We start from the raw sequence: 25,777 nt of genomic DNA, 5'->3' as shown, positions 1-25,777 counted from the left end.
GATAGCCTGAAGCTTAGAGTTGTGTATTTTCTTGAGAAAATCAAGCATTCACAAGCTTATAAGCCAAGTGATAATCTTAAAACTGCATTAGATGGTTTTCGCTGCCTTAATCTTGCTGACGTTAAGGTTTTTTTGTTTTTATCGGCTTTGTTCTATCTGGATAGCATGTTGTACAAATTTCGCATTTGGTGCCATCACATCCACGGGCAGAACAGTATTCTCTACCGTAATAGATGATTTCTAAATGAAGATCATTCCAACGGTCTTTGGGAAATAGTCGTTTTAGATCTTTTTCGGTTTGTTCTACATTTTTACCATTGGTCAGTCCCCAACGTTGGGCAAGGCGATGGATGTGCGTGTCTACAGGAAAAGAGGGAACACCAAAGGCTTGTGACATCACGACGCCTGCTGTTTTGTGTCCAACACCAGGCAGTTCTTCCAGTGCTTCCATCGATTGGGGGACTGCACCGTTGTATTTTTCAATCAATATTTTGGAGAGTTCTGAAATTGCTTTTGACTTTCGAGGAGATAAGCCACAGGGGCGAATAATTGCCCTGATTTCTTCAACAGGTACTTTCGCCATGTCAAAAGGATTATCCGCGCGTGCAAAGAGGGCGGGGGTGATTTTATTAACACGCTCATCTGTACACTGTGCCGAAAGCAGAACGGCGACCAACAAGGTATAGGGATCTGTGTGATCAAGTGGAATCGGTAATGTCGGATAAATCTCTTTCAGACGCTTATTTATGTATATAACGCGATCTTTTTTTAACATTTTATAACTTATCTCGCAGATTCAGGAATTATTAGCTTTTGGTATACTTTATGTTAACGCTCACCACGAATAATCGTCTTAACTGCTACAAAAGCAATAGTATAATTCTCTCGTAAAGAGACTTGTGAACAAGGTCGGGTCAAGTCGTGTCAGAAGAACAAAACAAAAATACAGATGAAAGCCAAGAAGAAGCTCTCATTGATGAAGCCAATCCAGATGCTCCTCAAACAGAAGAAAATCCTGAAGAGGGTGTGGAAGAAGTGAAAGCTCAAAACGAGATCGATGATCTGGATAGATCGGAAGATTCTGAGCTGGAGCCGGAGTTGGAGGAAGCTCCTCGGACAACGTTCCTAGGAAACTTCTCTTTAACCACACGTATATCGGCGTTGATGTTGTTGGGCATCATTGCGTTGGGGGTTATCTGTGCAATCTATTTTGTTGGTGATGTTCTTCTGTCTCAAAGCCGCGAGCAATTGGCACAGAACCAGGTGAAACTGGCTCAAAGTCAGGAGTTGTTGGCAAAAGACCAAAGTCTGCTGGAAGAATCACAACATGTACAAAAGCTCGTTGATGAGATTGAAGTTGTAATCAATCGCCTGGCATTGAACGAAAAAGATTTTCTTTTGAAAAGTGATCTTAAATTTGAAGACCTCTTCTTTAGAGAAATGGATATCGTTAATGTCAAAATAAAAGAGCTGAAAGGACTTGCAACGAACGAGGATATCAAGGCAGCAGCAAAGGATTTGGAAGAGAAACTCAGGGCTTATGAAGATGGATTTGGTGTTGTCGTTCAGGACAAGTCAACCTTGGGGATGACAAAGAATGCTGGTCTGAAAGGGAAGCTTAACAATTCCGCTTTTGCGATCGAAGATAGCTTGAAGGCACCTTATCTTGTCAAGCTTGCTGGTGAGATGACGGCGATCAGGACAGTTGAGAAAACATTTATAATTACGCATGAACAGGACGATATGAAGGCCGTCCTCAAGCAGGGCAAAAAATTCCTGCGTAATGTTAAATATGCTTTGCTTTCGAAAAAAGAGAAGAAAAAAATCCAGGAAATGGTTCAGGTTTACCTGACGGATTTTGAAAATTTTGCGAAGACTACATTGAGTTTTGATGGAGGAACAGATCGTTTGGTTGAGGCTTTCGGTACACTGAGGGGCCCAATTGGTCAAATGGCTAATTTGAGTAAAGTAGAACTCATGGCTATTTCAGAGCGTGTTACTAAAGTCTCCGCTGATGTTGAGGCAATTTCGGCTGATGTTGAAAAGGTGTCACAAGAAGCGGATGCCAATGCGTCTTCTATTCGTAGCCTTATTATTGGTGCAGCCATTGTGATTTTCATTTTGATGGTAGGTATCGGGATTGTTGTTTTGCGAAGCCTGACAGGACCTATCCGTTTGATTACCAACGTAACAACACGGCTGTCAGAGGGGGATAAAGACGTAGATATTCCTGCCGTGGATAATCGTGATGAAGTTGGTGAAATGGCACGGTCACTTCTTGTCTTTAAAGAAAATCTGATCGAGAACGAGCGTAACGAAGCCGAACGTCGCGTACAGCGTCAGGAGCGAGAAGCCCGTGCTAAACGATTGGAAGAATTGGCGGAACGTTTCGATGGTGAAGTAAGAGAGGTTCTCTCTGGTCTTCAGAGCTCAACCGGTCGTATGGGTGAAACGGCTTCGACGATGTCAACTATTTCTGATGAAACCAAAGCACAGTCTGCTGCGGTTGCTTCAGCGTCCGATTTGGCATCGACGAATGTGCAGACTGTAGCTTCCGCTGCTGAAGAACTATCAGCATCTATTAACGAGATCAGTCGACAGGTTATGGATTCTGCTGATGTAACCAACCGGGCTGTTAATGAAGCAACGAAAACGAGTCAGACTGTTCGAGAACTATCTGATGCGGCCCAGAAAATTGGCGAAGTTGTTCATCTGATTAATGATATTGCTGAACAGACAAACCTGCTTGCGTTGAACGCGACAATTGAGGCTGCACGTGCTGGCGAAGCGGGTAAAGGTTTTGCTGTTGTTGCTTCTGAAGTTAAGTCTCTTGCTAATCAGACAGGTAAAGCAACTGAAGAAATTTCTGAGCAAATTGCGACGATGCAACGCCAGACTGGTTCAGCTGTCAGTGATATTGAGGGCATCAGCAAGATCATTAATCAGGTTAATGAGATCGCGTCGGGGATTTCTGCTGCGGTAGAAGAGCAGGGCGCTGCAACGCAAGAAATTGCTCGTAATACTCAGGAAGCTGCACGGGGTACCCAAGAGGTCTCTGCAAATATTTCCGGTGTGAGCCAGGCTGCTGAAAAGTCGGGCCAGGCTTCTGATCAGGTCATGACAGCAGTTGATGAGCTGAAAACACAAGGTGATCGTCTGAACTCTCAAGTGCAGAATTTCTTACGGGAAATCCAAAGCGCTTAAGCGGTTGACAGGATTTTGTTTGTAGATGCCGGGAGCCTTTTGGCTCCCGGCATCTTTTATAGGTAAAGTTTTTATAAATTTTACGCTGACTTCTTAAGCTTTCCTCTGCTAACAGCGATACCCATTAAAATAAGTAGCAGGCCGATCATTGTGGCCGGCGGTAATCGCTCGTTGAGAAATAGCGCTCCCCACAAAACGCCAAAAAACGGGACGAGGTATCCAACATAGGATGCAAAGGTAACCCCAACTTCTCGGATGAGGTAGAATCTCAAAATAAAAGCGAGAGCCGTGGGTATTATGCCGAGATATAGAAGAGCCAGAATAGAATTGGTTTCGCTTGCGGTGATTGCTTCCCAAGGGGTTTCAAAAATCAGGCTGACGGGAAGGATCAAAAGGGTTGCCGAAATCAGAATAGAGGCCGTGATAACTGTATTGGATTTCTCCGTTACTCTTCGCACTAAAATCCCCGAGCAGGCATAGCACATGGCAGCAAGCATTGTGATAATTTGGGCATAAAAATTGTCCCCGATGCTTGAAAAGATATCCAACCCAAGAACCACGATCACACCAGAAAAACCAACTAAAACACCCAAGAGTTTAAACAGCGTAAAACGGTCATCTGTACTGAAAAAATGAGAGAGTATGAGCGCTATCAGGGGACCTGTTGCCATCAAAATTGCTGTAAGACCGGAACTGATAAATTGTTCTGCCCAACTAATCATTGCAAAGGGGGCAGCCATACTAAAAAAACTAATCAGGATGATTTGATGCCAGAATTTCCTGTCTCTTGGCAGGGAAAGAGATCTGGAACGCATGTAAATATAGATGACAATACTTGCGATTAGCAAACGCCCGGCAGCAATGGTCGCAGGGGGAATATCTTCAACGGTGATCTTAATAGCCAAAAATGCGGACCCCCAAATGGCTGCCAGTGACGTTAGCAGGGCAAAATCCCAGAGGGTTGGTGTTCGCATCATAAATTCCAATAATAACTTTGCTTGAATGACAGCATTCGTCTTTCAGTTAGAAAACAGCAAGAGAAAAGTTTAAAATTGTAATATTTCTGTGGGAAATCACAGGACATAAAGTGTAGAAATATATTGAATTCGTTTTATTCGTTATGGCCTTGTTAATGCTTAAAGTGCATATAGGCTTTTAGCGTTATTATTTTGAAGCAGATACATTTTATGACTGAGCAGAACCAGCAACATCGCCCCCGTATTGTGGTTATAGGTAATGAAAAAGGAGGATCAGGTAAGTCCACCACGACAATGCATCTTGTTGTTTCTCTCCTCAAAGAAGGCTATCGGGTCGGAACGGTTGACCTGGATGCAAGGCAGGGAACTTTATCTCGATATCTTGAGAACAGAGCAAGTTTTGCGAAGGGATCAAGCAGCTCTATTCCTATGCCGGAACACAGACGTGTATACCGATCTCAGGCATCGACGACAGAGAAAAGCGAAGCTGAAGACAAAGATAATCTAGAAAAGGCAATGACAGAACTCTGGGACCGGGATTTTATCGTCTTCGACACCCCCGGAAGTGATAACTATCTCTCACGTCTTGGGCATAGTTATGCTGATATTCTCGTTACACCCTTGAATGACAGTTTTCTGGATATGGATATGCTGGCGAAGGTTGAAGTTGAAAATGATGAGCTGAAATTAACGCCAAGCACCTATAGCCAAATGGTTTGGGAACAGCGCCAACAGCGCGCTATCCAAAGAAAAAAGCCAATTGACTGGGTCGTGATGAGAAACAGGCTATCCCATATTGATGCAAAGAATAAGCGGGATATGGGGGTATTGCTCGAGCATTTGGCCAAGCGCTTGCAATTCAGGTTAGCATCGGGTTTTGGTGAACGTGTTATTTTTAGAGAACTGTTTCCAAAGGGGCTAACCCTGCTTGATCTGGATGAAAAAGGGACTGGTATTACCATGAGCATGAGCCATGTTGCAGCCCGTCAGGAAGTGCGATCTCTTTTGAATGCAATTGGCTTGGATAAGGATAACGTCTCGAGTTAAATAGCCGGAAGACTATGCTTCTATCTATGTACACCTATATATTATGTTGTGATAAAGATTTATTTTACGGATCGACAGGACAAAGGAGTTATCTGTGTCCGAGAAGAAACCCGTTATAAAAAGAGAAAAAATGGCTGCGCCAGCCAAGAGATCTTCGGATAAAGAAGTTGATCTCTTCCTGAGCAAGATATCACAAATGCCCAAGGGGAGGCAGACAAAAGGGCGTTTGATCTTTGCTTTGGATGCGACAGCAAGTCGGCAAATGACTTGGGATCAGGCATGTCACATTCAGGCGATGATGTTTGAAGAGGCGGGAAGTGTTGGTGGCCTGGAAATTCAATTAATTTTTTACCGGGGATTTCGTGATTGTAAGGCGTCGAGTTGGGTGGAGGATACTGATAATCTGTCCCGGATGATGACGTCTGTCACCTGTTTGGCGGGCAATACGCAAATCGAGAAGGTGTTTAAGCGGGCCATCAAAGAGACAAACAAGAAAAAAGTTAACGCAATGGTCTTTGTTGGCGATGCCATGGAAGAAGATATCGATACGCTGGGACATCTAGCCGGTCAACTGGGATTGCACGGTATGCCTTGTTTCATATTTCATGAAGGAGGGGATCCGATTGCGGCAACTGCTTTTAAACAGTTTGCAAGATTATCCGGCGGTGCATATTGCCCTTTTGATGAGGGGGCAGCACAACAGTTGAAAGATTTATTAACAGCAGTTGCCGTTTTTGCTGCAGGGGGACGAAAAGCCCTTGCTGACTATTCGCGAAAAAATAAAGGTAAGATGGCAAAGTTGCTTTTGCAAATCCCGGAATAGTGGGTGATATGAAATAATTTAATTAATTATAGTTGTTAATTTTCTTTTGAGATGGAGATCTTTTAAGGTGATAGCCTATTTTATTCTCGGCGTTGGATTGTTCCTTGGGGCTCTTTTTCTGGTTCAATGGTATAGCCGTGCCAATCCGGCCGTAGTGGTAAAAACCATCAAAATTATCGCTGCCATAATTGGTCTCTTTGTTGCCCTATTTTTGCTATTCACTGGGCGGATATTTCTGGTCCTCGCTGCAATACCTTTATTGCTTCCTCTTCTCTTACGATCGAAGGCTTTGTTTTCTCGCTTGAAAGCTGCATCTGGGGGGACATCAGGACAAAGATCTGAGGTGCTGACCAGGTTTCTTAGGATGAATCTGGATCATGATAGTGGGGATATGGATGGTTTGATCCTAACTGGTGAACAGGAAGGACGCTGGTTGTCTGAGCTGGATCTTGTGGCGATTGAGCAATTGTATCGTATCTATTTGGTGGAAGAAGAAAAATCTGCTGAATTGTTATCAGCTTATGCTTCAAGACGTTTTGGTGACGCTTGGAATGATGGCGGCGAAGCTGATTTTAAGGGCGACGATGAAGACAAAGAACAAGATCTTAATGATCAGATGAACAGAAAGAAGGCATTGGAAATTCTGGGATTAACAGGAACACCATCGGATGATGAAATACGTAGTGCGCACAGGAAGTTGATGCAAAAATTACATCCGGATCAAGGGGGGAATACCTACCTTGCAACTCAGGTTAATCGAGCCAAGGATGTTCTTTTAAACCGCTCTGGTTGAGTTTCCATCTATACTGTGGCAAAGACATAACTGATTTTAATTTAATGAGGAGTGCGGCATCTATGCGCCGACCCGTTCGTAAAGCGATTTTCCCTGTCGGGGGCCTTGGTACCCGATTTTTACCGGCAACCAAGGCGATGCCAAAAGAGATGTTGCCTGTGGTTGATAAGCCTTTGATTCAGTATGCAGTTGAAGAAGCAAAAGCTGCTGGGATAGAAGAGTTTATTTTTGTTACCGGGCGTGGAAAAACAGCAATCGAGAATCACTTTGATCGTGAATATGAACTGGAAGCTGTACTTGAAAGCCGCGGAAAAGAGAAAGAGCTGAAAGACTTGGCAAGTCTGCTTCTGGAAGCGGGAAGTGTGACCTATATGCGCCAGCAAGAACCATTGGGATTAGGCCACGCTGTCTGGTGTGCCAGAAATGCGATTGGGGATGAGCCTTTTGCGGTTTTGCTCGCGGATGATCTTATACAGGCCGGGACACCTTGCCTAAAACAAATGATTGATAGTTATCAGGACACAGGTGGACATTTGGTTGCGGTCATGGACGTTCCGAGGGAACAGACAAACCGTTATGGTATTTTGGACGTCGTTTCTGAAAATGGCCCATTGGCAAAAGCAAAGAGTCTTGTCGAGAAACCAGCACCAGAAGTTGCGCCATCGACCCTTTCTATTATTGGGCGTTATGTCTTGGATCCATCTGTTTTTGCTGAACTTGATAAAAAAGAACGTGGCGCAGGTGGTGAGATACAACTTACAGATGCTCTGGCTGCGACACTTGAGAATGTTGATTTTCACGGGCTAAGGTTTGACGGAACAAGATTTGATTGTGGCAGTAAAGCCGGGTTCCTGGAAGCTACGATTGCCTTTGCTCTGGAGCGTGAAGATCTTGGTGGTCGGATGCGCGATATTTTAAACAAGTATACAAGATAAAAAGATAAATATGCCTGTTGCGGAGTGTTTTTCTGCTCTTGGGCATCTTAAGGAGTATTAGATGCGTATTGCAATGATCGGTACAGGTTATGTTGGCCTGGTATCTGGGACATGCTTTTCTGAATTCGGGACTGACGTTGTTTGTGTCGATAAAGATGTGAACAAAATCGAAGGCCTTAAAAAAGGTGTAATCCCGATTTTCGAACCTGGTTTGGATACGCTTGTAAAAAATAATTCTGAAGCTGGACGTTTAACCTTCTCTACTGACCTTGCCGCTGCTGCTAAAGACGCCGATGCAATTTTTATTGCTGTTGGTACACCGCCTGGTGAAAATGATGGTCAGGCGGACCTTTCCTATGTTTATCAGGCGGCAAAAGAAATTGCTGAAGTCATTGATGGTTATAAGGTTATTATAACCAAATCGACTGTACCAGTCGGAACTGGACGTGCTGTTGAGCGTATTATCCGCGAAGCCAGACCGGATGCAGATTTTGATGTGGTTTCCAATCCTGAATTCCTACGCGAGGGGGCCGCAATTAATGATTTTATGCGTCCAGACCGGGTTGTCATTGGTGCAGAGACTAAACGCGCACAAGATGTCATGGCGGAACTCTATCGCCCTCTGTATTTGATCGAAACACCGATCCTGTTCACGAAGCTTGAGACATCCGAACTTATTAAATATGCAGGTAATGCTTTCCTTGCGACGAAAATTTCCTTCATTAATCAGATGGCAGATCTTTGCGAAAAAGTAGGTGCTGATGTCCATCAGGTTGCCAAAGGCATTGGTCTTGATGGTCGTATCGGGCGGAAATTTCTTCACGCCGGGCCAGGCTATGGTGGATCTTGTTTTCCTAAAGATACACAGGCTCTTGCTTATACAGCACGAGAATATGATGCGCCCGTAAGCCTTGTTGAAGATGTTATTTCGTATAATAGTGCCCGTAAGCGTCAGATGGCCGAGAAGGTTGTTGCTCAATGCGGTGGCTCTGTTTCTGGTAAAAAGATTGCAGTCCTAGGTCTTACCTTTAAGCCCAATACAGATGACATGCGAGATTCTCCAAGCCTTGATATCATACCGTTTCTGCAAGAAAAGGGCGCACAGATCAGTGCATATGACCCAGAAGGGATGAGGGAAGCAGAAGAACTCCTGCCTAATGTGTCTTACGGCGAAAATGCCTATGAGATTATGAGTGACGCTGATGCTTTGGTTATTATTACGGAGTGGAACGAGTTCCGCCGTCTTGATCTTGAGCGCGTCAAAGGATTACTAAAATCTCCTGTCATGATCGATCTGCGGAATATCTATAACCCGGACGAGATGAAAGAAGCTGGTTTTGACTATCTTTGTGTTGGTCGTCCGCTGTCTGCATTTATCGCTGAATAAAATTTAAACTCTAAGCTAAACGAGATCGTTTTGTATAATTTTGATCCGACTATCATTCGTGAATACGACATCCGCGGTATTATCGGAGAAACTCTTTCTTCTGCTGATGCCACAGCCATTGGACGTGCCTTTGGTACGATCATACGACGTGCTGGCGGCGATAAGGTTGCTGTGGGGTATGATGGACGAACGTCGTCACCTGATTTGGCTGAGGCCCTTACACAAGGACTGAGAGCGTCTGGTATCACGGTCTATGGTGTTGGTCGTGGCCCAACACCAATGCTTTATTTTGCGGCTTATACATTACCGGTAGACGGTGGCATTATGATCACGGGATCTCATAATCCCGGTAATCATAATGGATTTAAGCTGGTTCAGAATAAACAGGCCTTTTTTGGGGAGCAAATCAAGGAAATCGACAGGATTGCCAAATCAGGCGATTTTGAAGAAGGTGAAGGTGAGTATATCGACCATCCTATCTTTGACGCTTATGTTGCGCGCCTTCTTGAAGAGGTTCAGTTTAAACAAAGTAGCTTAAAGGTTGTTTGGGACGCCGGGAACGGGGCGGCTGGTGAAGCGATGTCATCGCTTACAGCCAAATTACCGGGACGGCACGAACTATTGTTCGCTGACATTGATGGTGCATTCCCCAATCATCATCCAGATCCGACTGTCCCGGAAAATCTTGTTGATTTACAAAAGGCAATTTCCGAGAGCAAAGCTGATTTAGGGATTGCTTTTGATGGCGATGGTGATCGCATCGGGCTGGTTGATGCCGAAGGTGAGATCTTGTGGGGAGATCAGATTATGCTCTTCCTTGCCAAGGGTGTTCTCAGAGACCTTCCTGGAGCCACCATTATTGCTGATGTGAAGGCAAGCCAGGTGCTTTTCAACGAAGTTGAAAAGGCGGGTGGTAAACCTATCATGTGGAAAACGGGGCATTCACATATCAAATCCAAGATGATTGAATTGAATGCGCCCTTTGCTGGTGAGATGTCAGCACACCTTTTCTTTGCTGACCGTTATTATGGCTATGATGATGCTCTTTATGCTGCGGTTCGTGTTTTAAATATTATCGAAAACGAAGGACTGTCGCTGGCTGAGTTCAGAAAATCCCTACCAAAGGCAGTGAATACGCCTGAGATGAGATTTGAGTGTGCGGATACACGCAAATTTAGCGTCGTAGAAGAGGTGGCGGCACGTCTGGCAGACGAAAAAGCTGATGTCGTGTCTGTAGACGGCGTTCGGGTGAATACTGAAGATGGTTGGTGGCTCTTGCGGGCATCAAACACGCAAGCCGTTTTGGTTGCTCGCTGTGAAGCATCCAGTGAAGATGGCTTGAAACGGCTACAGAAACAACTGGCTGATCAACTTCTGAGAAGTGATGTTGCTATTCCGAATTAATACGTAAAACCAAGATGTTTATAATAAAAAAACCGACACAAGATAACTTGTGTCGGTTTTTGTTTCTGCAAGAAAGCAGCTAACATTTAGAACTCTGGTTGCCTTAAAGTCATCTTTTAAAATAACGCAGGTGGCACAGCGACGCAGGACATGCGTTGCTGTTTGAGTTCACGACAAGCATTGCGTGCAGCAACTTCATCAAGCCCTTTCAGGCGAGCCCGGTAGAGAGAGCCATCTGCTTTGTTTACTTGCTGAATGTGCACCTGTGTGCCCGTCGGTGTTGATTTGATTTGTGCCAAGGCTTGATCTGCGGCCATTTTGGCTGGTTCATACTTTCTAAAGGCGCCGACTTGAATGCCCCAGTCAGAAATTGGTTGTACTGCACTGCTATCAGGTTGGATAGCAGCAATCTGACCTGGTAAGGATAGATCGGTTGACGCTGTTAAGGTTGGGCGCGATTTTGGTGGCGGTGGTGCGGAGACAAAAACGCTTTCCCGACGAGGATTACGTTTTGGGGCTACGGGTGATTTTGCAACCTGTGTAATGCCCACACGTTTGAAGCTTTTGTCCAGAATCTCTTTCATATGCCGATCACGAGAACGGCCTGTTTTACCGCCAAACACAACGCCAATCAGGCGGCGATCATTACGAACAACCGAGGCAACTAGGTTAAAGCCAGAGGCACGAGTGTAGCCGGTTTTTACACCATCTGTGCCCTGATAGCTGGCCAACAGCTTGTTGTGGTTTCTGTAAGACCGATTTTTGTACTTGTAGCTCTGTGTTGAGAAGAGATGATAGTACTGTGGAAAGTCACGCTTCAGTGCAATTGCCAACTTTGACATGTCGCGGGCTGTACTTAATTGTCCACGGTTCGGTAAGCCAGAGGCATTGCGAAATGTTGTTCTTGTCATACCAAGAGAATGTGCTTTTTTTGTCATCATTCTGGCAAACGTTGTTTCTTTTCCGCCAATGGCTTCGGCCATGACAACAGCCGCATCGTTGGCAGATTTTGTTACCAAGGCCATAATCACGTCTTTGGTCGAAATTGTGCTCTTGTATCTTAATCCAAGTTTTGATGGCGCCATGCCGGCGGCCCGTTTTGATACAGGCAGTCTTTGTTTCATGGTCAACTTACCCTTTTCCAAGGCATCGAATGCCATGTAGAGGGTCATCATCTTTGTCAGAGAGGCTGGGTAGTTACGCGTATCTGCGTTTCTACTGTAAAGAACTTCGCCAGTATGTGCATCAATCACTAGGGATGCATACTTGGCCTGTGCCGGTGCCATAAGCACGAACAGGGTCAGAAGCATAGTGGTAATGAGCTTCAGTCCTAGGTTCATTAATTCCCCCCTTTTAAATGGGCTTGTAGATAAATCTTAGGTGACTTATCGAATGTTATAACTCAAATACGTCTACTAACCATTTAAAACAGAAGGATTCTACATAAATTCGATTCTTCTGTCCAGTTACCATTAGCCAGTTGCCATCAGGATGACATATTTATCTTGAGAATGTGTAAAGATACAATGCCAATGTTAATAAATGGCAAAAATGGCGGAAAATTGGTTAATTTTATACATTGAGGATAAAATGCGTCTAGCTCAATTTGTACCTTTCGTACTTTCTCCGCTTTTATTTGCAGCGGGGTGTACCTACCAAGGGGATATCGACAAACCCTATACCCAGAAAGCAACCTGGTTCAGTTATGTTGGTGGCGATGACATCCGTGCGCGTTGTGCGCCGGGGCTTACGGAATATCGGTTAATATATAATGCTGTCTATGACGAGCAGATTCGCAGTTATGAAATAACAGGGAAACCTGGCGGTCCAGCTGAAATGATCTCCCGTGTTCAGGAAGGTCATGGTCTTAGGGGGTCTAAAATTTCCTTTTCAGATCCCTTGGCTCAGTTTGGTTGGGAAAAAGCGACAAAAACGCTGTCACAATCTGAAGTAAATGAATTTGAGAATCTGTTGAAACAATCTGGTGCTGGCGAGCCACATACAAAAGGAAACCGTCTTCGTTCAGATGATTTTTATTGGGTTTCAGCACTTTGTTATGATGGTGCATTCGTTTACAATGGATGGGAGAGAACACCGGAAGGTTTTGAACATCTCGCTTTTATGCCTTTTTTATTAGAGCATGATGAAACAGGGATTGAGCCAAATCCTGTTCGTGATGTCGGAACGAAAAATGCCGCACGTATGCACCAATCCAAAGCGGAGAAGATGAAACACTTTGATCTTGAAGTTGGTGATAATGGTCTTTTGACAGGTTTTTAAGGATGTATGAATAAAAACAGGCGGGTTATCTGGCCCGCCTGTTTTATGTAAACTTTAAGTAAGATGATTTTTACCGGTATGATCAGTTAAACGTATCTTTTATCATTAATGTGCTAGTCGGTTATCAGAAGAACTTCATTTTGAACGAGATCATCAATACTGCCTAATTCTGTAATCCCTTCTAACCGCGCAACTGCCTGATATTCCGTTTGTTGATTCCCGGTGCTATTGATCATTAATACTGTGTCGCCATCGACCTCATCCAATCTGATATAGTTTTCAAGGATGATGGTGTCGTCGTTGCCAAAGGTAAGTAGATCAGAAATGTCGAGGGTATCTCCGTCAGCATGATTGAAATCCCTGATCACATCCTGGCCTTGGTCTAAAGAGTTAAAAACAAATTGATCTGCTCCACTACCACCAAGGACAGTGTCAGAACCGCTACCGCTGATCAGGATATCGTTACCAGCACCACCATGTAAGCCATCGTTGCCTGCATTTCCGATCAGAATATCGTCACCGTCGCCTGCAATCAAAAAATCTTCTTCGACGGTGCCTGTCAGTGTTTCAGGTGCTTCGGTTCCAAAGACACGTACGCCCTGATCAAAAGTTCCTTCGGGTCTTTGTGCCCAATCCGGTGCCTCTTCGTTAAATTCTTTCAAGGCATCCCAGCGCGGAGAGTTATCAAGAAGATCCTGCAAGGCAGAGAAACTTCCCCAATTACTGTGTACACCGACTTCCTGGAACTGATTGAAAAGGGTTGTGCCTTCAATGTCCAGCCATCCTTCGTAAACCTGCGCGTAAAGATCCCCCATTCTTGGGTCAAGGTGTAGATCCTGGAAGAATTCAGAGAGAGCATCCATAACTTCTGTTGTTGTGCCGACCATATGTGAACCGCCTTCATAGGAGTTCACGGTCCAGCCGTATTGCTCGGCAAATTCGGCCTGTACGCGAATGTAATCCAGAGCCGTTTGTATGGTTGGGGGAGAAGTCCAATCTGGTTGCCCGGTCATGTCCACATGCTGGGCAGTTCCGGAAAGCTGTTCAAATATCATGTCTTTGGCGCGTGCTTCGCCGAAGGTGGAAATCCAGTCGATGACCTGTTCTGCAAAGCCGCCATGAGCAGCAGGTGACCCGAAGCCCCCGCCAAAATACCAAGTCGTCGAAACTTCATCGAATAGCTCTGCTACTGATTTTCCAACGCTTTCTGCGTAAACTTCTGCGCCGCGTACAGCAGTGTATAGTGGCCAGTCGTCATTCCGTGTTTGTGTTGCTAGAACACTAACCATCTGTTCATCGGCTGTTTCTCCGAACGCATCCCGGAAAATATCCTGAACCTGTGCCGATCGATAGCCATAATATTCCCGATGGGGATGGTCACCGAATGTTGTCCCAAAGAGTTCCCGACCCAGAATGTTTGCGTCTTCTGTCTGAGAGAAGCCATATCCGTAATTCCATACTTCGTTGGAGTATTCGACATAAACTTTTAAGGAGGGATCCAGGTTCTCTTTTACATAAAGGGCGAATTCCTGAATGTATTCATCTGTGGCATGGAAGGGGATTGTAAACCATGGGTCCGTCCCCGTTTGGTTGGCAAGTTCGACCATAACGTCTAGCGGGACACCGGCATCACGATTCCAGGCGAGATCATCGATTTGAGGTTGATCTGACAATTCTTTGACTGCTGATCCGTTGGTGTTCATCCATTCCATGAAACGAAGGACCCGAAAGTCTTCAACCAGGTCGAGCCATTGTGGATTAAAGATCTCTCCAGTTTCATAAAGTTCCAGATATTCACTTTTGACTACTGAAATGTTCTTGATGTAATCACCGCTTTGCTGTGGATCGGTCCCATCAACGTGCAAAAGAATGGAATGTTGATCTCCTGAAAGTTCAAAAGTAATCTCGCCATCCTGCCGTGACAGAACGGTCAAACCATGACCTTGAAGATTGATTTCTCCTTCGCCTTCATAGCGTAAAGTATATTCACCTGCTGTGACGTCCGGGTTGTGTTCAGATGCCTTTACATCCATGACAATTGATGTCAGGCGCCAGGCTCCATCGGGCATCTCGGTAATCCAGCCATGGGTATCTTCCAAGCCGGCATCCCGTACCTCTTGCATATCGATGCCGCCCCACCAATTTCCTTCTTCGGTGACAACCCACTCTCTTGCTTGTTTCATTAAATCGAGGAAGGGGAGGTTCGATCCCCAATCTCGAACTGCAGACAGGTTTAGGGCAACTGATGGATGTTGCAGACCTTCAGCGAGATCGGGTTTCGGGTCCGGGTCCGGGTCAATAGGATCTTCTGCGACGTTAAATTCGACGGATGCTGTCGTACTTGCGCCGCTACTATCTGTTGCTGTGATAATAATGTCGTGCTGTCCTTCCTGCCCTTGTAATGGGGAAAGATGCAAGTTGGATCCTTCTACGGAAGCAAAGTCAGTTCCTTCAACAGAGAAGGTCAAAATATCGCCGTCTGGATCTGTGAAATTTGATGAAAGATCAATAAGGATATCGTTTCCAGCTTCCAGTGTTGGAATATGGATTATGTCCGTAAGCTCAGGCGCATCATTAACGGGAGAAACCGTCAGGGAAACATCCTGTTCGAGGAGGTTGCCATCTTCGTCTTGTACTTGATAGCGGAAGGTATCTATGCCGTTAAAATTAGCGTCAGGGGTATAGGTAACTGTTCCGTCTGGATTGATGGAAACGGTTCCGTTTTCGGCAGGAAAGACCTGTATAAGAGAAAGAACATCACCGTCTGCATCGCTGTCATTCGTCAGTGGATCAATAATAACAGAGGTGTCTTCTGCTACTTCGGCGTGGTCAGGGATCAGGATCGGAACTGTATCTTCAATGGTTTGTGGCGTTACTTGAAAAGTCACGTTGGTTTCTGCTGTTTCGCCACTTGGATCTCGTGCCTGGATGGTGATATTGTAATCACCTTGCTGCCCCTTAGCGGGTGTTAGCCGTAGAATATTACCTTCGATATGAGCAAAAGAAGCGCCTGTAGCAGAGAAGCTTAGATGATCACCATCTTTGTCGGTAAAATAACTTGCCAGATTAATTTCAAGACTTTGCCCTTCTGCCAGTTCATCAACAGAGACTGATGCCGAAAGCTCAGGGGCATCATTCACAGGATTGACGTTTACGGTGACGTTCTGGCGGACAAAGTTACCGTCCTCATCAACCACTTTATAACGAAAAGTATCCTGACCATTAAAGTCAGCATCTGGTGTGTAAGTTATTGTGCCATCGTCGTTCGTGGTTACTTCTCCGTGTTCGGCCTGATAAGCGTATGAGAGATAGAGTTGATCGCCATCGGCATCATGATCATTGGAAAGAACATCAATGATAACGCTGCCGTCTTCATTAACAGTGGCTGTATCGGCGGTTAATACTGGTATGGTGTCTGGAGCTTTTGTAAGGTAAGTACGCCCCTGTTCATCTGTTTTCTCTTCCAGATTTTCATCACCAAAATACTGCTCTGGCACTTTGTAAAAAGCGCTACCGTCAAAAATATTTTCTGTTGTATTGTCTTTGTGGGCGTCTATTTGTAACAGACTCCCACCACGGTTATCGAAGTAGGTGATCTCTATTTCATATAAGCCGCTTTCAAAGCTGCCTTGTCCTTCACTTTGGCCGGGTGCACGAAGATCTTCAAAGGACGTAATTACCTGTCCGCCAATTTTTAACTCAAAGCCATCATCTGTGTAAGCTGAAAAATTGTATGTGCCGGTATCAAGATAAACATACCCGGTCAGGGATACCATAAAGTGATCGAGGTTTTGGCTAGGGACCCAGGTTGAGAGGCTGTCGATATCATTGCCAAGAAAATCACTAAATGATGTCGGCTCCCAGCCTGTGCCTTCGCCGTAATTTAGGGATCTCGCCGTAAAGATTGCTTCTGCATAGCCCTGTTCGTCGCGCAATCTTTTGGCTTCTGAAAGAGAATATATATCCCTTTCGAAAAAATAAAATCGTCCATCAAGTCCTTGTGGCGCACCCATTTTGCTTCCTCTCTATATTTCCCAATCAACTCAAAAACCACACCAAAAACTCAGGGTTTAATGAGTAAAGCCCGAAAATTATATGTAAAAAGGGTTGGGAAGGTCATACGCCATTCGGGGTATGCGAGGGGATAAACAGGGATGTCACAACAATACCACAAGCTAAATAATCTTAATAATTTCTTATGGTTACGCTGTGGTAAGTCCATTTCATGACATGGATACAGCTAGAGAGGTCAAGAATTTTTGAGTACTTTCGCCTAGGTTGCTGTGTTTCAATTTGGTTGCAATAGCGTTATGTGTTTGTTGCATTGCAGCATTGCCCTTGAAATCTTAAATTAAATGTGTATGTTACTAGATATGTTGCATTGCAGCATGAGTGAGTTGTCAGTTGGGGAGGATGAACGTTCCGCCCTGAATTAAGAGCGAAGGCAGCCTTAAATCTTTGCTTCGAAAGAGGTGAATGCAGGTGGAACGCTGTGAAAACGAACTGATCCTAGGAGACGAATGTGACAACAACTAAGAAAAAGTTGGCAGATACGACCGAAAGTAAGGCGAAGGCTACACAAGCTAACGCAAAAAATTCTGGTAAAGATGCTGTCATTAACGGAACTGAAACCGTGGAGAATATGATGAAATCAAGTATGGACGCTGCTGCTAAAGGCTATGAGCAGGCTTTTTCTTTTTCTCAAGCTCAGGCAGAAAAAGTTATGGATACTCTTTATAAGCAGTGCGAAAGTGCCGCTGAATTGAGTAAAGAGAATGCTGAACTGGCTGCAAAGTCAGGTAACAGCATTTCTGAAGGTTATCAAAAGCTGAACTCAATGTTCATGGGCATGGCACAGGATGCTATGAAAAAGAACTTTGCTGTTGCAGAAGCTTTTCTTGGCGCAAAAGATTTCAATGAAGTAACAGACATTCAGTCTAACTTTGCACGTGAATCTTTTGATGCGATGGTTAAAAATGGTAATGAGTTGACAACACTTACAACCAAGTTGACGACTGAAGCTGTTGAGCCAGTTCGCAAGCAGGTTACTGAAGCTGTTGAGAAAATGACAAAAGCAGCTGCTTAAGTTTCAAAACACGCTTTTTTATATAAGTAACGCCGGAAGCCCTGCATTTAGCAGGGCTTTTTGTGTGAAAATAGCTCTTCATCTTGAAGAGAGAATGCAGGCACCTTATAATATAGTGCTGTTGGTAATAGAGTTTAGTCTGTGGTGTGCAGAGTTACGACTTTCGCCCACAGTATTCATTACGAGGCTTTGTCATATAACGAGGTTTTGTGATGCTGAATTCTGTCGCCTGTTTACCAATGTAGAATAAAGCTGTAGATACTTGACGCAATTATGTGATGTCGCTGAAAAGTTTATCTTCAGAAGACCAGGAATGATTAGGTAGTTTCTCTATGAGTGGAAAAGAGCGTGATGATGATTTTGGCACGTCGGATGACATTCTCGTAAAACCACGCGAGAAGACCAAACGTCCGTCGATGTACAAAGTTTTATTGTTGAATGATGATTACACGCCGATGGAATTTGTCATTCATGTTCTGACCCAGTTTTTTGGCAAAGATCAGGATGATGCAACCCGTATCATGCTTCAGGTACACCAAAAAGGCGTTGGGATTTGTGGTGTGTTCAGCTATGATGTCGCCGAGACAAAAGCAACACAGGTTGTCGATTTTGCCCGTAAAAATCAGCACCCATTGCAATGTACAATCGAAAAAGAATAAGAAGCTTGTTCATGTTCTAGCGGGGGCTGTTTGCCCCCCCATTTATCTAAAATTTGAAAAAATTCAAATTTCTCTCAGCATTTTTACTCTTTCTTCTTTTTTTTGCCTCTACAATAATTTTGTACGATTTAGGTAACATCCTGAAAAAATATATAATTTCGGGAAAACGTACCTATTTTGGCCATGATTACAGGCGATAAAGGAATTGTTATTTATCCGACGCCTTGTTGAGCGAACATACTCTCCCTAGGTATAGTTTGTAACAATGGTCAAAGAGATTGAGTTGATATTAGGGTATTGGGGCCTCAATGTTTCGTAAACGTAGAATGTTTACATCTTGAGGCGCCGGTAAGTCAGCTCAAACGATCTGATCACGATGGTTGTGAAGGGAAGTTAATTTATGGCAATGCTATCAAACAATCTGGAACAGACACTGCACAGAGCCTTGGCTTATGCCAATGAGCGCAGGCACGAATACGCCACGCTAGAGCATCTGTTACTGTCGCTCACAGAAGATCAGGATGGCATTTCAGTCTTTAGAGCTTGCGGTGTGGAGATTGAAACACTCCGTGAAGATCTGCTGGATTACATCGATAACGATCTCTCGAATTTAACCACTATTCATCTGGGCGATGCCAAACCAACCGCAGGCTTCCAGCGCGTTTTGCAACGGGCTGCGATACATGTACAGTCTTCTGGGCGAGAAGAGGTGACGGGCGCTAATGTTTTGGTCGCCATGTTCTCTGAACGGGAAAGTCATGCCGTCTTTTTCTTGCAAGAGCAGGAAATGAGCCGACTGGATGCTGTCAACTATATCAGCCACGGTATAACCAAGGTCGAAGGGTTGGAAGAAACTCGCACGATTCACGGAACCGACGACCTGATGGAAGATGGCGAAAGCCCAGCGACCAAAGGACGTGAAGCCATCGACGCTTATTGCGTTGATCTGAACCAGAAAGCCAAAGACGGTAAAATTGATCTGTTGGTCGGGCGTGAGCAGGAGTTGGAGCGTACAATTCAGGTTCTTTGCCGTAGGACAAAAAACAATCCATTGTATGTTGGTGATCCCGGTGTTGGTAAAACAGCTATTGCCGAAGGTCTTGCCAAAAAGATTGTTGATGGAGAGGTTCCAGACGTTCTCAAAGAGACCAAAATCTTCTCCCTTGATATGGGCTCTCTTTTGGCCGGAACACGGTATCGCGGCGATTTTGAAGAGCGTCTCAAGGGCGTAGTCAAAGAAGTAGAAGCCATGGATGGTGCCGTTCTCTTCATTGATGAAATCCACACGGTCATTGGTGCCGGGGCGACGTCTGGTGGTTCTATGGACGCATCAAACCTGTTGAAACCTGCGTTGCAGAACGGCGATTTGAGTTGCATCGGGTCAACGACCTACAAAGAATATCGCAATCATTTTGAGAAAGATCGCGCCTTGGTGCGTCGTTTCCAGAAAATTGATGTGGCTGAACCGTCAATTGAAGACGCGGTCAAGATTTTGCGGGGCCTGAAGCCTTATTACGAAGAGCATCACTCGGTGAAGTACTCCAACGAAGCTTTGCGTACGGCTGTGGAGCTTTCGGCACGCTATATTGGTGACCGGAAATTACCGGATAAAGCCATTGATGTGATTGATGAGGTTGGCGCATCACAGATGCTGTTGCCTGAAGATAAACGCAAAAAATCTCTTGGTGTGAAGGATGTTGAAGCTGTTGTGGCCAAGATTGCCCGTATCCCGCCAAAATCAGTTTCGAAGGATGACAAGTCCGTTCTCAAAAATCTTGAACGCGATTTGAAAACCATGGTTTACGGACAGGATCAGGTGATCACCTCACTTGCTTCAGCCATTAAGCTGGCTCGTGCTGGCTTGCGTACTCCGGAAAAGCCAATTGGTAGTTATCTTTTCACCGGACCGACGGGTGTTGGTAAGACAGAGGTGGCCAAACAGCTATCCCATTCGCTGGGTGTCGAGTTAACGCGTTTTGATATGTCTGAATATATGGAACGTCACGCGGTCTCTCGTTTGATCGGTGCCCCTCCGGGATATGTTGGATTTGATCAGGGCGGCTTGTTGACTGACGCCATTGATAAGACGCCACATTGCATTCTGTTGTTGGATGAAATTGAAAAGGCGCATCCGGATATCTTCAATATCCTGCTACAGGTTATGGACAATGGTCGCCTGACCGATAACAACGGGAAGACCATTGATTTCCGGAACGTGATCCTGATTATGACTTCTAACGCTGGCGCTGCAGATATGGCGAAGCCTGCGATTGGATTTGGGCGTGAAGTACGTATTGGCGATGATGAAGAGGCGGTGAACAAGATCTTTACGCCGGAGTTCAGAAACCGTCTGGATGCGATCATTCCCTTTAAGAACCTGTCCCCGGTTGTTATGGCCAAAGTGGTCGACAAGTTCATTATGGAACTGGAAACTCAACTGGCTGACCGTCAGGTTACCTTTGAGTTGTCACCAAAAGCGAAGAAGTGGCTGGCAACGGAAGGCTATGATCCGCTCTATGGGGCACGGCCATTGGCCCGTGTTATCCAGAACGAAATCAAGAAACCACTGGCTGAAGAGCTTCTCTTTGGCAAGCTGACCCGTGGCGGTGTTGTCCGTATTGATATCAAGGATAACAAACCAAGCTTCAGTTTTCCGAATGAAACTAAAAAATCTGGTCCAAAGAAGTCTAGGCGAAAAGAAAAAGCCTGATAGGATTAGGTGACTTAATGAAAGGCCTCGCATTTGCGGGGCCTTTCTTTTGCGCTGTTGTCATCAATTATATATCGCGCTCTGCATTTCATTTGTAGGATATTGTTGTTTGAAAGAGCACCGAAAACGGACATTAAATGAATGATTGAGTTTTTTCATTCTTGGTTTTGGTTAACCTGAAAATCTATGGTGAGTGATCTCAAACATCAACCACTTGCTCAGTATCGGTAATGGCTTGATTATCGTTTTGGGAGATGCGGTTTAAAAAGTCGCAATACTGTTCCGGATGCAGGGGCTTCGCATAGAGGTAGCCTTGAAATTGATCGTATCCCAGTGATTTGAGATAGCCGGCTTGTTCCTTGGTCTCGACGCCTTCTGCAATAATTGTCAGATTGAGGGCATGGCCCAGACCTGAAATCGCTTTTGCGATGGCGAGGGCATCACTTTCGGGTAAATCTTTCACAAAAGATCTGTCGAGTTTCAGGTGAGTGACGGGCAATTCCTTTAGGTAGCTCAGGGAAGAATAACCTGTGCCAAAATCATCAATGGCTATTGTTGCCCCTGCCTCCCTTAACTGTGTCAGCATGGGGGTGATAAGTTCCAGTTGCTGAAGAGTGGTACTTTCGGTGATTTCTATCTGTATATCGCCGGGGTTCAGGCTATAACGCTCAACCACCTCCCGATAGTCTCCATAGACGTTGCCGTGGAGTAGTTGAACGGCAGAGACATTGATGGCTACGTGACCTGGGGTGAAGTGCTGTTCTCGCCATTTGGCAATCTGTTCTCCGGCAAGGTGCATGATTTTCTTCCCGAGCGGAATAATCTGTCTGCTTTCCTCGGCAATCGGGATGAACTGATCAGGGAAAATAGGCCCTTGTGGCGTTTGCCATCTGACCAGAGCTTCACAGCCAACCGGTTGCTCGGTATTTGCATCAATTTTGGGCTGGTAGAGAAGAAAGAATTCGTTGTTCTCAATACCCGAAGATATCTTCTTTTCCATTTGGATATTTTCGAACAACTTCTTGTCCAGTTCAGGATCAAAGACCTCAATACCAGAGAGTTTTTCCTGTTTGGCATGTTTGTTAAGTTGCTCACACTTATTCAGGAGTACTTCGGCATCTTGTCCGTCTTTGGGGTAAACACAAGCTGAGAATGTTGCTTCCAGATCCAGATTATAAGTGGTTTCTGCCTGTGGTGTATCGGGGTGAGCTGCGGTGTGTTTGAACTTGAGAGTTTCAAGAATCTCATCACGGAGAAAGTTTAACTGCCGATGAGATAGATTAGGAGGGGAAAGCAGAATGAAGTGTCCACCACCAAGGTGACCAAGGGTACAATCCTCACCAAGTAATTTTTGTAATCGCTGACTTATTTTAATCAGTATTTCATCACCAACTTCCCGGCTCAGAAGTTCATTGATTTTGTGAAAGGATGAAATATCAAAATAGAGGATATAGAAATTATGCTTATGAGAAAGGCGAGCCTTTTGGGTGATGTGTTCAATAATCAAGGTTCTGTTAGGAAGGCTAGTTAGAGTGTCTCGTGTCGCTAGGGATCTCAGTTCTTTCTCTGCCTGTACTTGATAGCTGACATCCAGCATGACGGCCTGTTTTTTCAAAGAGCCATGCCATTCAATTGTGTTGATATTGGTATCCAGGAAGATTGTTGAGCCATCTTTGCGCAGGCGTTTTTCTGCAGCAAAGTGTATATGGCCCGTTTTGGGCATATTCTTCTGGGATACCAGGTCGTTCGGATCGATAAAGGTTTTTGCATAGTCACCGAGGTCTATAAATTCCTGGGCGGACTCGTATCCAAAGATTTTGGCGGCAGCGGTGTTTGAATAGACGATTTTGTTGTTTTTGTCTGTGACTACGAAGCCTTGTAATGAATTCTCCAGCAGATCTTTAAAACGTTGTTCGGACGATCGGATCTGTTTGTTGCTTGTTACCAGTCGCCGGACAAACATTTTTAGGGTTTTGGCAATATGCGCAATTTCATCTCTTTTATTAAAACGCCCGACGTTTAAAGGTTTGTACTCTGAGGGTGTGTCGGGATCCAGGGCAAGAATATTTCGACTGATCAATGACAGAGGCTTGGTAACGTAAAAATAGGTAACAAGAAGCGTGGTGAAGAAAATGATTGCGCTGATCGTAAAGATTGATTGCGCGAGATAGCTGACGAGAACGGTAATATCTTCGATTTGATATTCAATGGAGCCATCGATTATGAGTGTCCCCACGGGTTCAGTTGATAGGCCGTCGACGGCTTGAGTTTTATAGAACAGATCAATCGATATCTGTTCCTGATGCTGGTAAGCAAAAGTAACAATTGTGCCCCTGATGAGCTTATCGAAAAAGGTTTGTTCCTGCAGGGGCGTATCTAATGCTGATTTCTGAGCTATCAGTTCTTTGTCTTCGTTGAGGATTGTAACGGATTGAACGGCTGGATCTTCTATCAAGCCGGTAACCAAAGAGTTTATTGCGTCTTCATCGAAGTTCCATAAAGCAACTGAGGCGCTAAATGAAGCCAGTTCAGCTTTGTTGTTAAGCATTTCCTGTTGCTCTTGAAGCGCAATTCTGGTCAGGCTTTGCCCCATATACCAACAGACAATACTTCCGACAATGAAACATATGCCCAGAGATATTAAAGCTATTTTGAGGCCGAGGCTTTGGTTCTTCTCCTTGAAAAAATCAGGCTTTTTCTTCAGGAAAGAAAAGCTCATGAGATTAACCCCTCACACGAATAACTTGGTTCAATTTTTATAATTAATCTTCTGTTATCAGTGTAGGTTGGATTTGTAAAAATAGTATGAAGCACTACTTTTAGGAGATTTCTCGAGACGCTTAAATGTTGGTGTTGTTAGAAATACTGTCAGGCAGAAGAGCTAATCAAAGCGGCTCTTCTGCCCACAGATAGCCCTCTATGTTTCTATTATGTCCTGATCAGAACTTGTTACTGTTGGGCTTTCATCTGAGCCTTTGTTCAGATTGCGGGTCATGTACATCATCACCAACAGAACCAGCAGTAACAAACTACTACCCATGGTCAGGGCATAGTCTTCCATTTGTAGAATAGAGTAGAGGAAGCCATAAAGAACCGCGAGCAGGCTGCCGATGGCGAGGCCGTTGGTGCGACCTTTGGTGGCTGCGAAGATATAACTGGCAATCGATATGACAGTCACAGCTGCGGCGATGGAATAGGACAAACTAAAGCTGATATGCTCGGACAAAGTCAGTAGTATTAGGTAGAATACGGAAAGAGAAACGCCCACCAATAGATACTGCACCAGATGCAATCGTATGCCACGGGTAAATTCAAAGACCAGTAACATCAGATAAGTCAGGGCGACGAACATGATGCCGTATTTTGCCGCACGAATGGATGTACCGTAATGGGAGACGGGTTCAAAAAGCTGAGCTTCGGCAATGATTTCACCTAGGTTCAGGTTATCAGAATCCCGGAAAACCTGTGGGTAGTTGCGGGATAGATGACTGACTTCCCAAGCAGCACTAAAACTGTCGTTGGTGATATCCCGGCTTTTGGGCAGGAACTGTCGAAAGCTTGGGTGGGGCCAGTCTGCAGATATTTCAATCTGGGTGTTCATACCTAAAGGAATAGCACTGATATTCCTGCTGCCGCGCAAGGTGGTATCAAACTGAACGGAAAAGTTTGAAAAATCCTGTGAAGGATCAAGTTTTGCGGAAAAACCACTGCGGAGATAAGCCGTGCGCAGGCCTGTGCCGGGCATGAGTTCGAGTTTTTTTCCATCCAATCGAACGGCAGGAGACGATCCTATGCCGCTGTTATCGGTCAGAGCGATCGCGACATATGCCTGCTCATAATGGATTTTTTGCAAGTTTTTGATTGGGGGAGGGTCCAGACGAAAGTTGGCAGAGCCTTTTATATCGGCGGTATAAACCAGACTTTTGTAGATGGAACGTTCTCTAAAATCATGGGTGAGATCACTGTTCAGTTTGAGTTGATCGGGCAGGACGACAAGTTTGTCTTGTCCTACGATAATCCGATCTTTGCCATTGCTGTCGGTCACACGTGTTTCCGTGGTGTAGGGCACAACAAGTACCGGCGCAGCCAATGTCTGTTCCTGTCCCCATTCCTGATCTGTTTCGTGCAGAACGGATCGGTAGAGGCTGTGCCTTTCCTGCATTAAATCATGAACCAGAGCAGTTGGAATGAGCATCATCAATGTTAGGAAACCGATGATAACAGCCTTGATCATCAGGGGGTTACTATTGGCAATTTTGCCCCCTAAATCCCCCGTTAAACCAGAAGCTTGTTGAGCATAGCGGCCATAAAGCCAACGCAGACAGACAAGCCCGACAATGGCACAAACGCCTAAGAATAGGACAACGGCCAGAATGACCAGTACGGTTGTAAAGTCGATCATTTTTCCTCCCCCTTAAAGGAAATGTGTTGATTGAGCACCTCAAAGAGGTGCGATGATTAACAAGTACGGA

At 44.9% G+C, this 25,777-nt stretch carries 17 protein-coding genes; 11 read left to right on the top strand and 6 right to left on the bottom strand.

The features are described 5' to 3' along the window. Positions 1–121: 121 nt before the first annotated feature. Entirely contained in the window at positions 122–775 is a 654-nt protein-coding gene (nth, locus tag BKB51_RS04505) for an endonuclease III (protein WP_085899878.1), read from the bottom strand. Positions 776–921: 146 nt separating this feature from the next. On the opposite strand from nth, the gene BKB51_RS20950 reads away from it, so the two are divergent. Beyond that, the gene (locus tag BKB51_RS20950; protein WP_085899877.1) at positions 922–3,204 is read left to right on the top strand and encodes a methyl-accepting chemotaxis protein; all 2,283 of its coding nucleotides are present in this window, start codon (positions 922–924) and stop codon (positions 3,202–3,204) included. Positions 3,205–3,284: 80 nt separating this feature from the next. On the opposite strand, the gene BKB51_RS04495 is transcribed toward BKB51_RS20950, so the two are convergent. Further along, positions 3,285–4,181: a DMT family transporter gene (locus BKB51_RS04495; protein ID WP_085899876.1), complete on the bottom strand. Its 897-nt coding sequence runs from the start codon at positions 4,179–4,181 to the stop codon at positions 3,285–3,287. Positions 4,182–4,391: 210 nt separating this feature from the next. Between BKB51_RS04495 and BKB51_RS04490 the strand changes: the two genes are divergently transcribed. The 6 genes from BKB51_RS04490 (at position 4,392) to pgmG (ending at position 10,570) form a co-directional block, all read left to right on the top strand. Continuing rightward, positions 4,392–5,228 carry a division plane positioning ATPase MipZ gene (locus BKB51_RS04490; RefSeq protein WP_085899875.1) on the top strand — a complete coding sequence of 279 codons (837 nt, stop codon included), beginning with the start codon at positions 4,392–4,394 and terminating at the stop codon, positions 5,226–5,228. Between the two features lie 94 nt (positions 5,229–5,322). Beyond that, a complete protein-coding gene (locus BKB51_RS04485; RefSeq protein WP_245813211.1) occupies positions 5,323–6,051 on the top strand; it encodes a VWA domain-containing protein in 729 nt (242 codons plus the stop codon). Between the two features lie 67 nt (positions 6,052–6,118). Continuing rightward, entirely contained in the window at positions 6,119–6,844 is a 726-nt protein-coding gene (locus tag BKB51_RS04480; protein ID WP_085899874.1) for a DnaJ domain-containing protein, read from the top strand. A 62-nt stretch (positions 6,845–6,906) separates the two neighbouring features. Then, positions 6,907–7,779, top strand: a complete 873-nt coding sequence (gene galU, locus BKB51_RS04475) for a UTP--glucose-1-phosphate uridylyltransferase GalU (protein ID WP_085899873.1) — start codon at positions 6,907–6,909, stop codon at positions 7,777–7,779. A 61-nt stretch (positions 7,780–7,840) separates the two neighbouring features. Continuing rightward, a complete protein-coding gene (locus tag BKB51_RS04470; RefSeq protein WP_085899872.1) occupies positions 7,841–9,166 on the top strand; it encodes a UDP-glucose dehydrogenase family protein in 1,326 nt (441 codons plus the stop codon). 30 nt (positions 9,167–9,196) lie between these two features. Next, positions 9,197–10,570 (top strand): phosphoglucomutase/phosphomannomutase PgmG, encoded by a 1,374-nt coding sequence (pgmG, locus tag BKB51_RS04465; protein WP_085899871.1) that lies wholly within the window; start codon positions 9,197–9,199, stop codon positions 10,568–10,570. Between the two features lie 116 nt (positions 10,571–10,686). Here the strand turns inward: pgmG and BKB51_RS04460 are convergent, their stop codons facing one another. Beyond that, positions 10,687–11,910: a D-alanyl-D-alanine carboxypeptidase gene (locus BKB51_RS04460; protein WP_085899870.1), complete on the bottom strand. Its 1,224-nt coding sequence runs from the start codon at positions 11,908–11,910 to the stop codon at positions 10,687–10,689. A 250-nt stretch (positions 11,911–12,160) separates the two neighbouring features. On the opposite strand from BKB51_RS04460, the gene BKB51_RS04455 reads away from it, so the two are divergent. Beyond that, positions 12,161–12,850: a hypothetical protein gene (locus BKB51_RS04455; protein WP_125911785.1), complete on the top strand. Its 690-nt coding sequence runs from the start codon at positions 12,161–12,163 to the stop codon at positions 12,848–12,850. Positions 12,851–12,963: 113 nt separating this feature from the next. Here BKB51_RS04455 and BKB51_RS04450 read toward each other — a convergent pair whose 3' ends face one another. Next, positions 12,964–16,863: an Ig-like domain-containing protein gene (locus tag BKB51_RS04450; RefSeq protein WP_085899868.1), complete on the bottom strand. Its 3,900-nt coding sequence runs from the start codon at positions 16,861–16,863 to the stop codon at positions 12,964–12,966. A 509-nt stretch (positions 16,864–17,372) separates the two neighbouring features. On the opposite strand from BKB51_RS04450, the gene BKB51_RS04445 reads away from it, so the two are divergent. The 3 genes from BKB51_RS04445 to clpA all read left to right on the top strand — a co-directional run bounded on the left by BKB51_RS04445 (position 17,373) and on the right by clpA (position 21,305). Further along, the gene (locus tag BKB51_RS04445) at positions 17,373–17,936 is read left to right on the top strand and encodes a phasin family protein (RefSeq protein WP_085899867.1); all 564 of its coding nucleotides are present in this window, start codon (positions 17,373–17,375) and stop codon (positions 17,934–17,936) included. Between the two features lie 332 nt (positions 17,937–18,268). Further along, entirely contained in the window at positions 18,269–18,595 is a 327-nt protein-coding gene (gene clpS, locus BKB51_RS04440; RefSeq protein WP_085899866.1) for an ATP-dependent Clp protease adapter ClpS, read from the top strand. A 406-nt stretch (positions 18,596–19,001) separates the two neighbouring features. Next, positions 19,002–21,305, top strand: coding sequence for an ATP-dependent Clp protease ATP-binding subunit ClpA (clpA, locus tag BKB51_RS04435; RefSeq protein ID WP_085900214.1), 2,304 nt, complete (start codon positions 19,002–19,004; stop codon positions 21,303–21,305). Positions 21,306–21,504: 199 nt separating this feature from the next. On the opposite strand, the gene BKB51_RS04430 is transcribed toward clpA, so the two are convergent. Both BKB51_RS04430 and creD read right to left on the bottom strand, forming a co-directional pair. After that, positions 21,505–24,024 (bottom strand): EAL domain-containing protein, encoded by a 2,520-nt coding sequence (locus tag BKB51_RS04430; protein ID WP_085899865.1) that lies wholly within the window; start codon positions 24,022–24,024, stop codon positions 21,505–21,507. Positions 24,025–24,222: 198 nt separating this feature from the next. Continuing rightward, a complete protein-coding gene (creD, locus tag BKB51_RS04425; RefSeq protein WP_085899864.1) occupies positions 24,223–25,707 on the bottom strand; it encodes a cell envelope integrity protein CreD in 1,485 nt (494 codons plus the stop codon). Between the last annotated feature and the right edge of the window lie 70 nt (positions 25,708–25,777).

This window comes from Kiloniella majae (assembly GCF_002118315.1).
Lineage (GTDB): Bacteria > Pseudomonadota > Alphaproteobacteria > Kiloniellales > Kiloniellaceae > Kiloniella > Kiloniella majae.
Note: the sequence above shows the minus strand (reverse complement) of the source record. Positions and strands in the feature narration are given on the sequence as shown.

Excerpts from the sequence above, each read along its gene's own strand:
- clpA (WP_085900214.1), top strand. The coding sequence starts at position 19,002 with ATGCTATCAAACAATCTGGAACAGACACTGCACAGAGCCTTGGCTTAT.
- galU (WP_085899873.1), top strand. The coding sequence starts at position 6,907 with ATGCGCCGACCCGTTCGTAAAGCGATTTTCCCTGTCGGGGGCCTTGGT.
- BKB51_RS04470 (WP_085899872.1), top strand. The coding sequence starts at position 7,841 with ATGCGTATTGCAATGATCGGTACAGGTTATGTTGGCCTGGTATCTGGG.
- BKB51_RS04455 (WP_125911785.1), top strand. The coding sequence starts at position 12,161 with ATGCGTCTAGCTCAATTTGTACCTTTCGTACTTTCTCCGCTTTTATTT.
- nth (WP_085899878.1), bottom strand. The coding sequence starts at position 775 with ATGTTAAAAAAAGATCGCGTTATATACATAAATAAGCGTCTGAAAGAG.
- BKB51_RS04495 (WP_085899876.1), bottom strand. The coding sequence starts at position 4,181 with ATGATGCGAACACCAACCCTCTGGGATTTTGCCCTGCTAACGTCACTG.
- BKB51_RS04460 (WP_085899870.1), bottom strand. The coding sequence starts at position 11,910 with ATGAACCTAGGACTGAAGCTCATTACCACTATGCTTCTGACCCTGTTC.
- BKB51_RS04430 (WP_085899865.1), bottom strand. The coding sequence starts at position 24,024 with ATGAGCTTTTCTTTCCTGAAGAAAAAGCCTGATTTTTTCAAGGAGAAG.
- creD (WP_085899864.1), bottom strand. The coding sequence starts at position 25,707 with ATGATCGACTTTACAACCGTACTGGTCATTCTGGCCGTTGTCCTATTC.
- BKB51_RS04450 (WP_085899868.1), bottom strand. The coding sequence starts at position 16,863 with ATGGGTGCGCCACAAGGACTTGATGGACGATTTTATTTTTTCGAAAGG.
- clpS (WP_085899866.1), top strand. The coding sequence starts at position 18,269 with ATGAGTGGAAAAGAGCGTGATGATGATTTTGGCACGTCGGATGACATT.
- BKB51_RS04490 (WP_085899875.1), top strand. The coding sequence starts at position 4,392 with ATGACTGAGCAGAACCAGCAACATCGCCCCCGTATTGTGGTTATAGGT.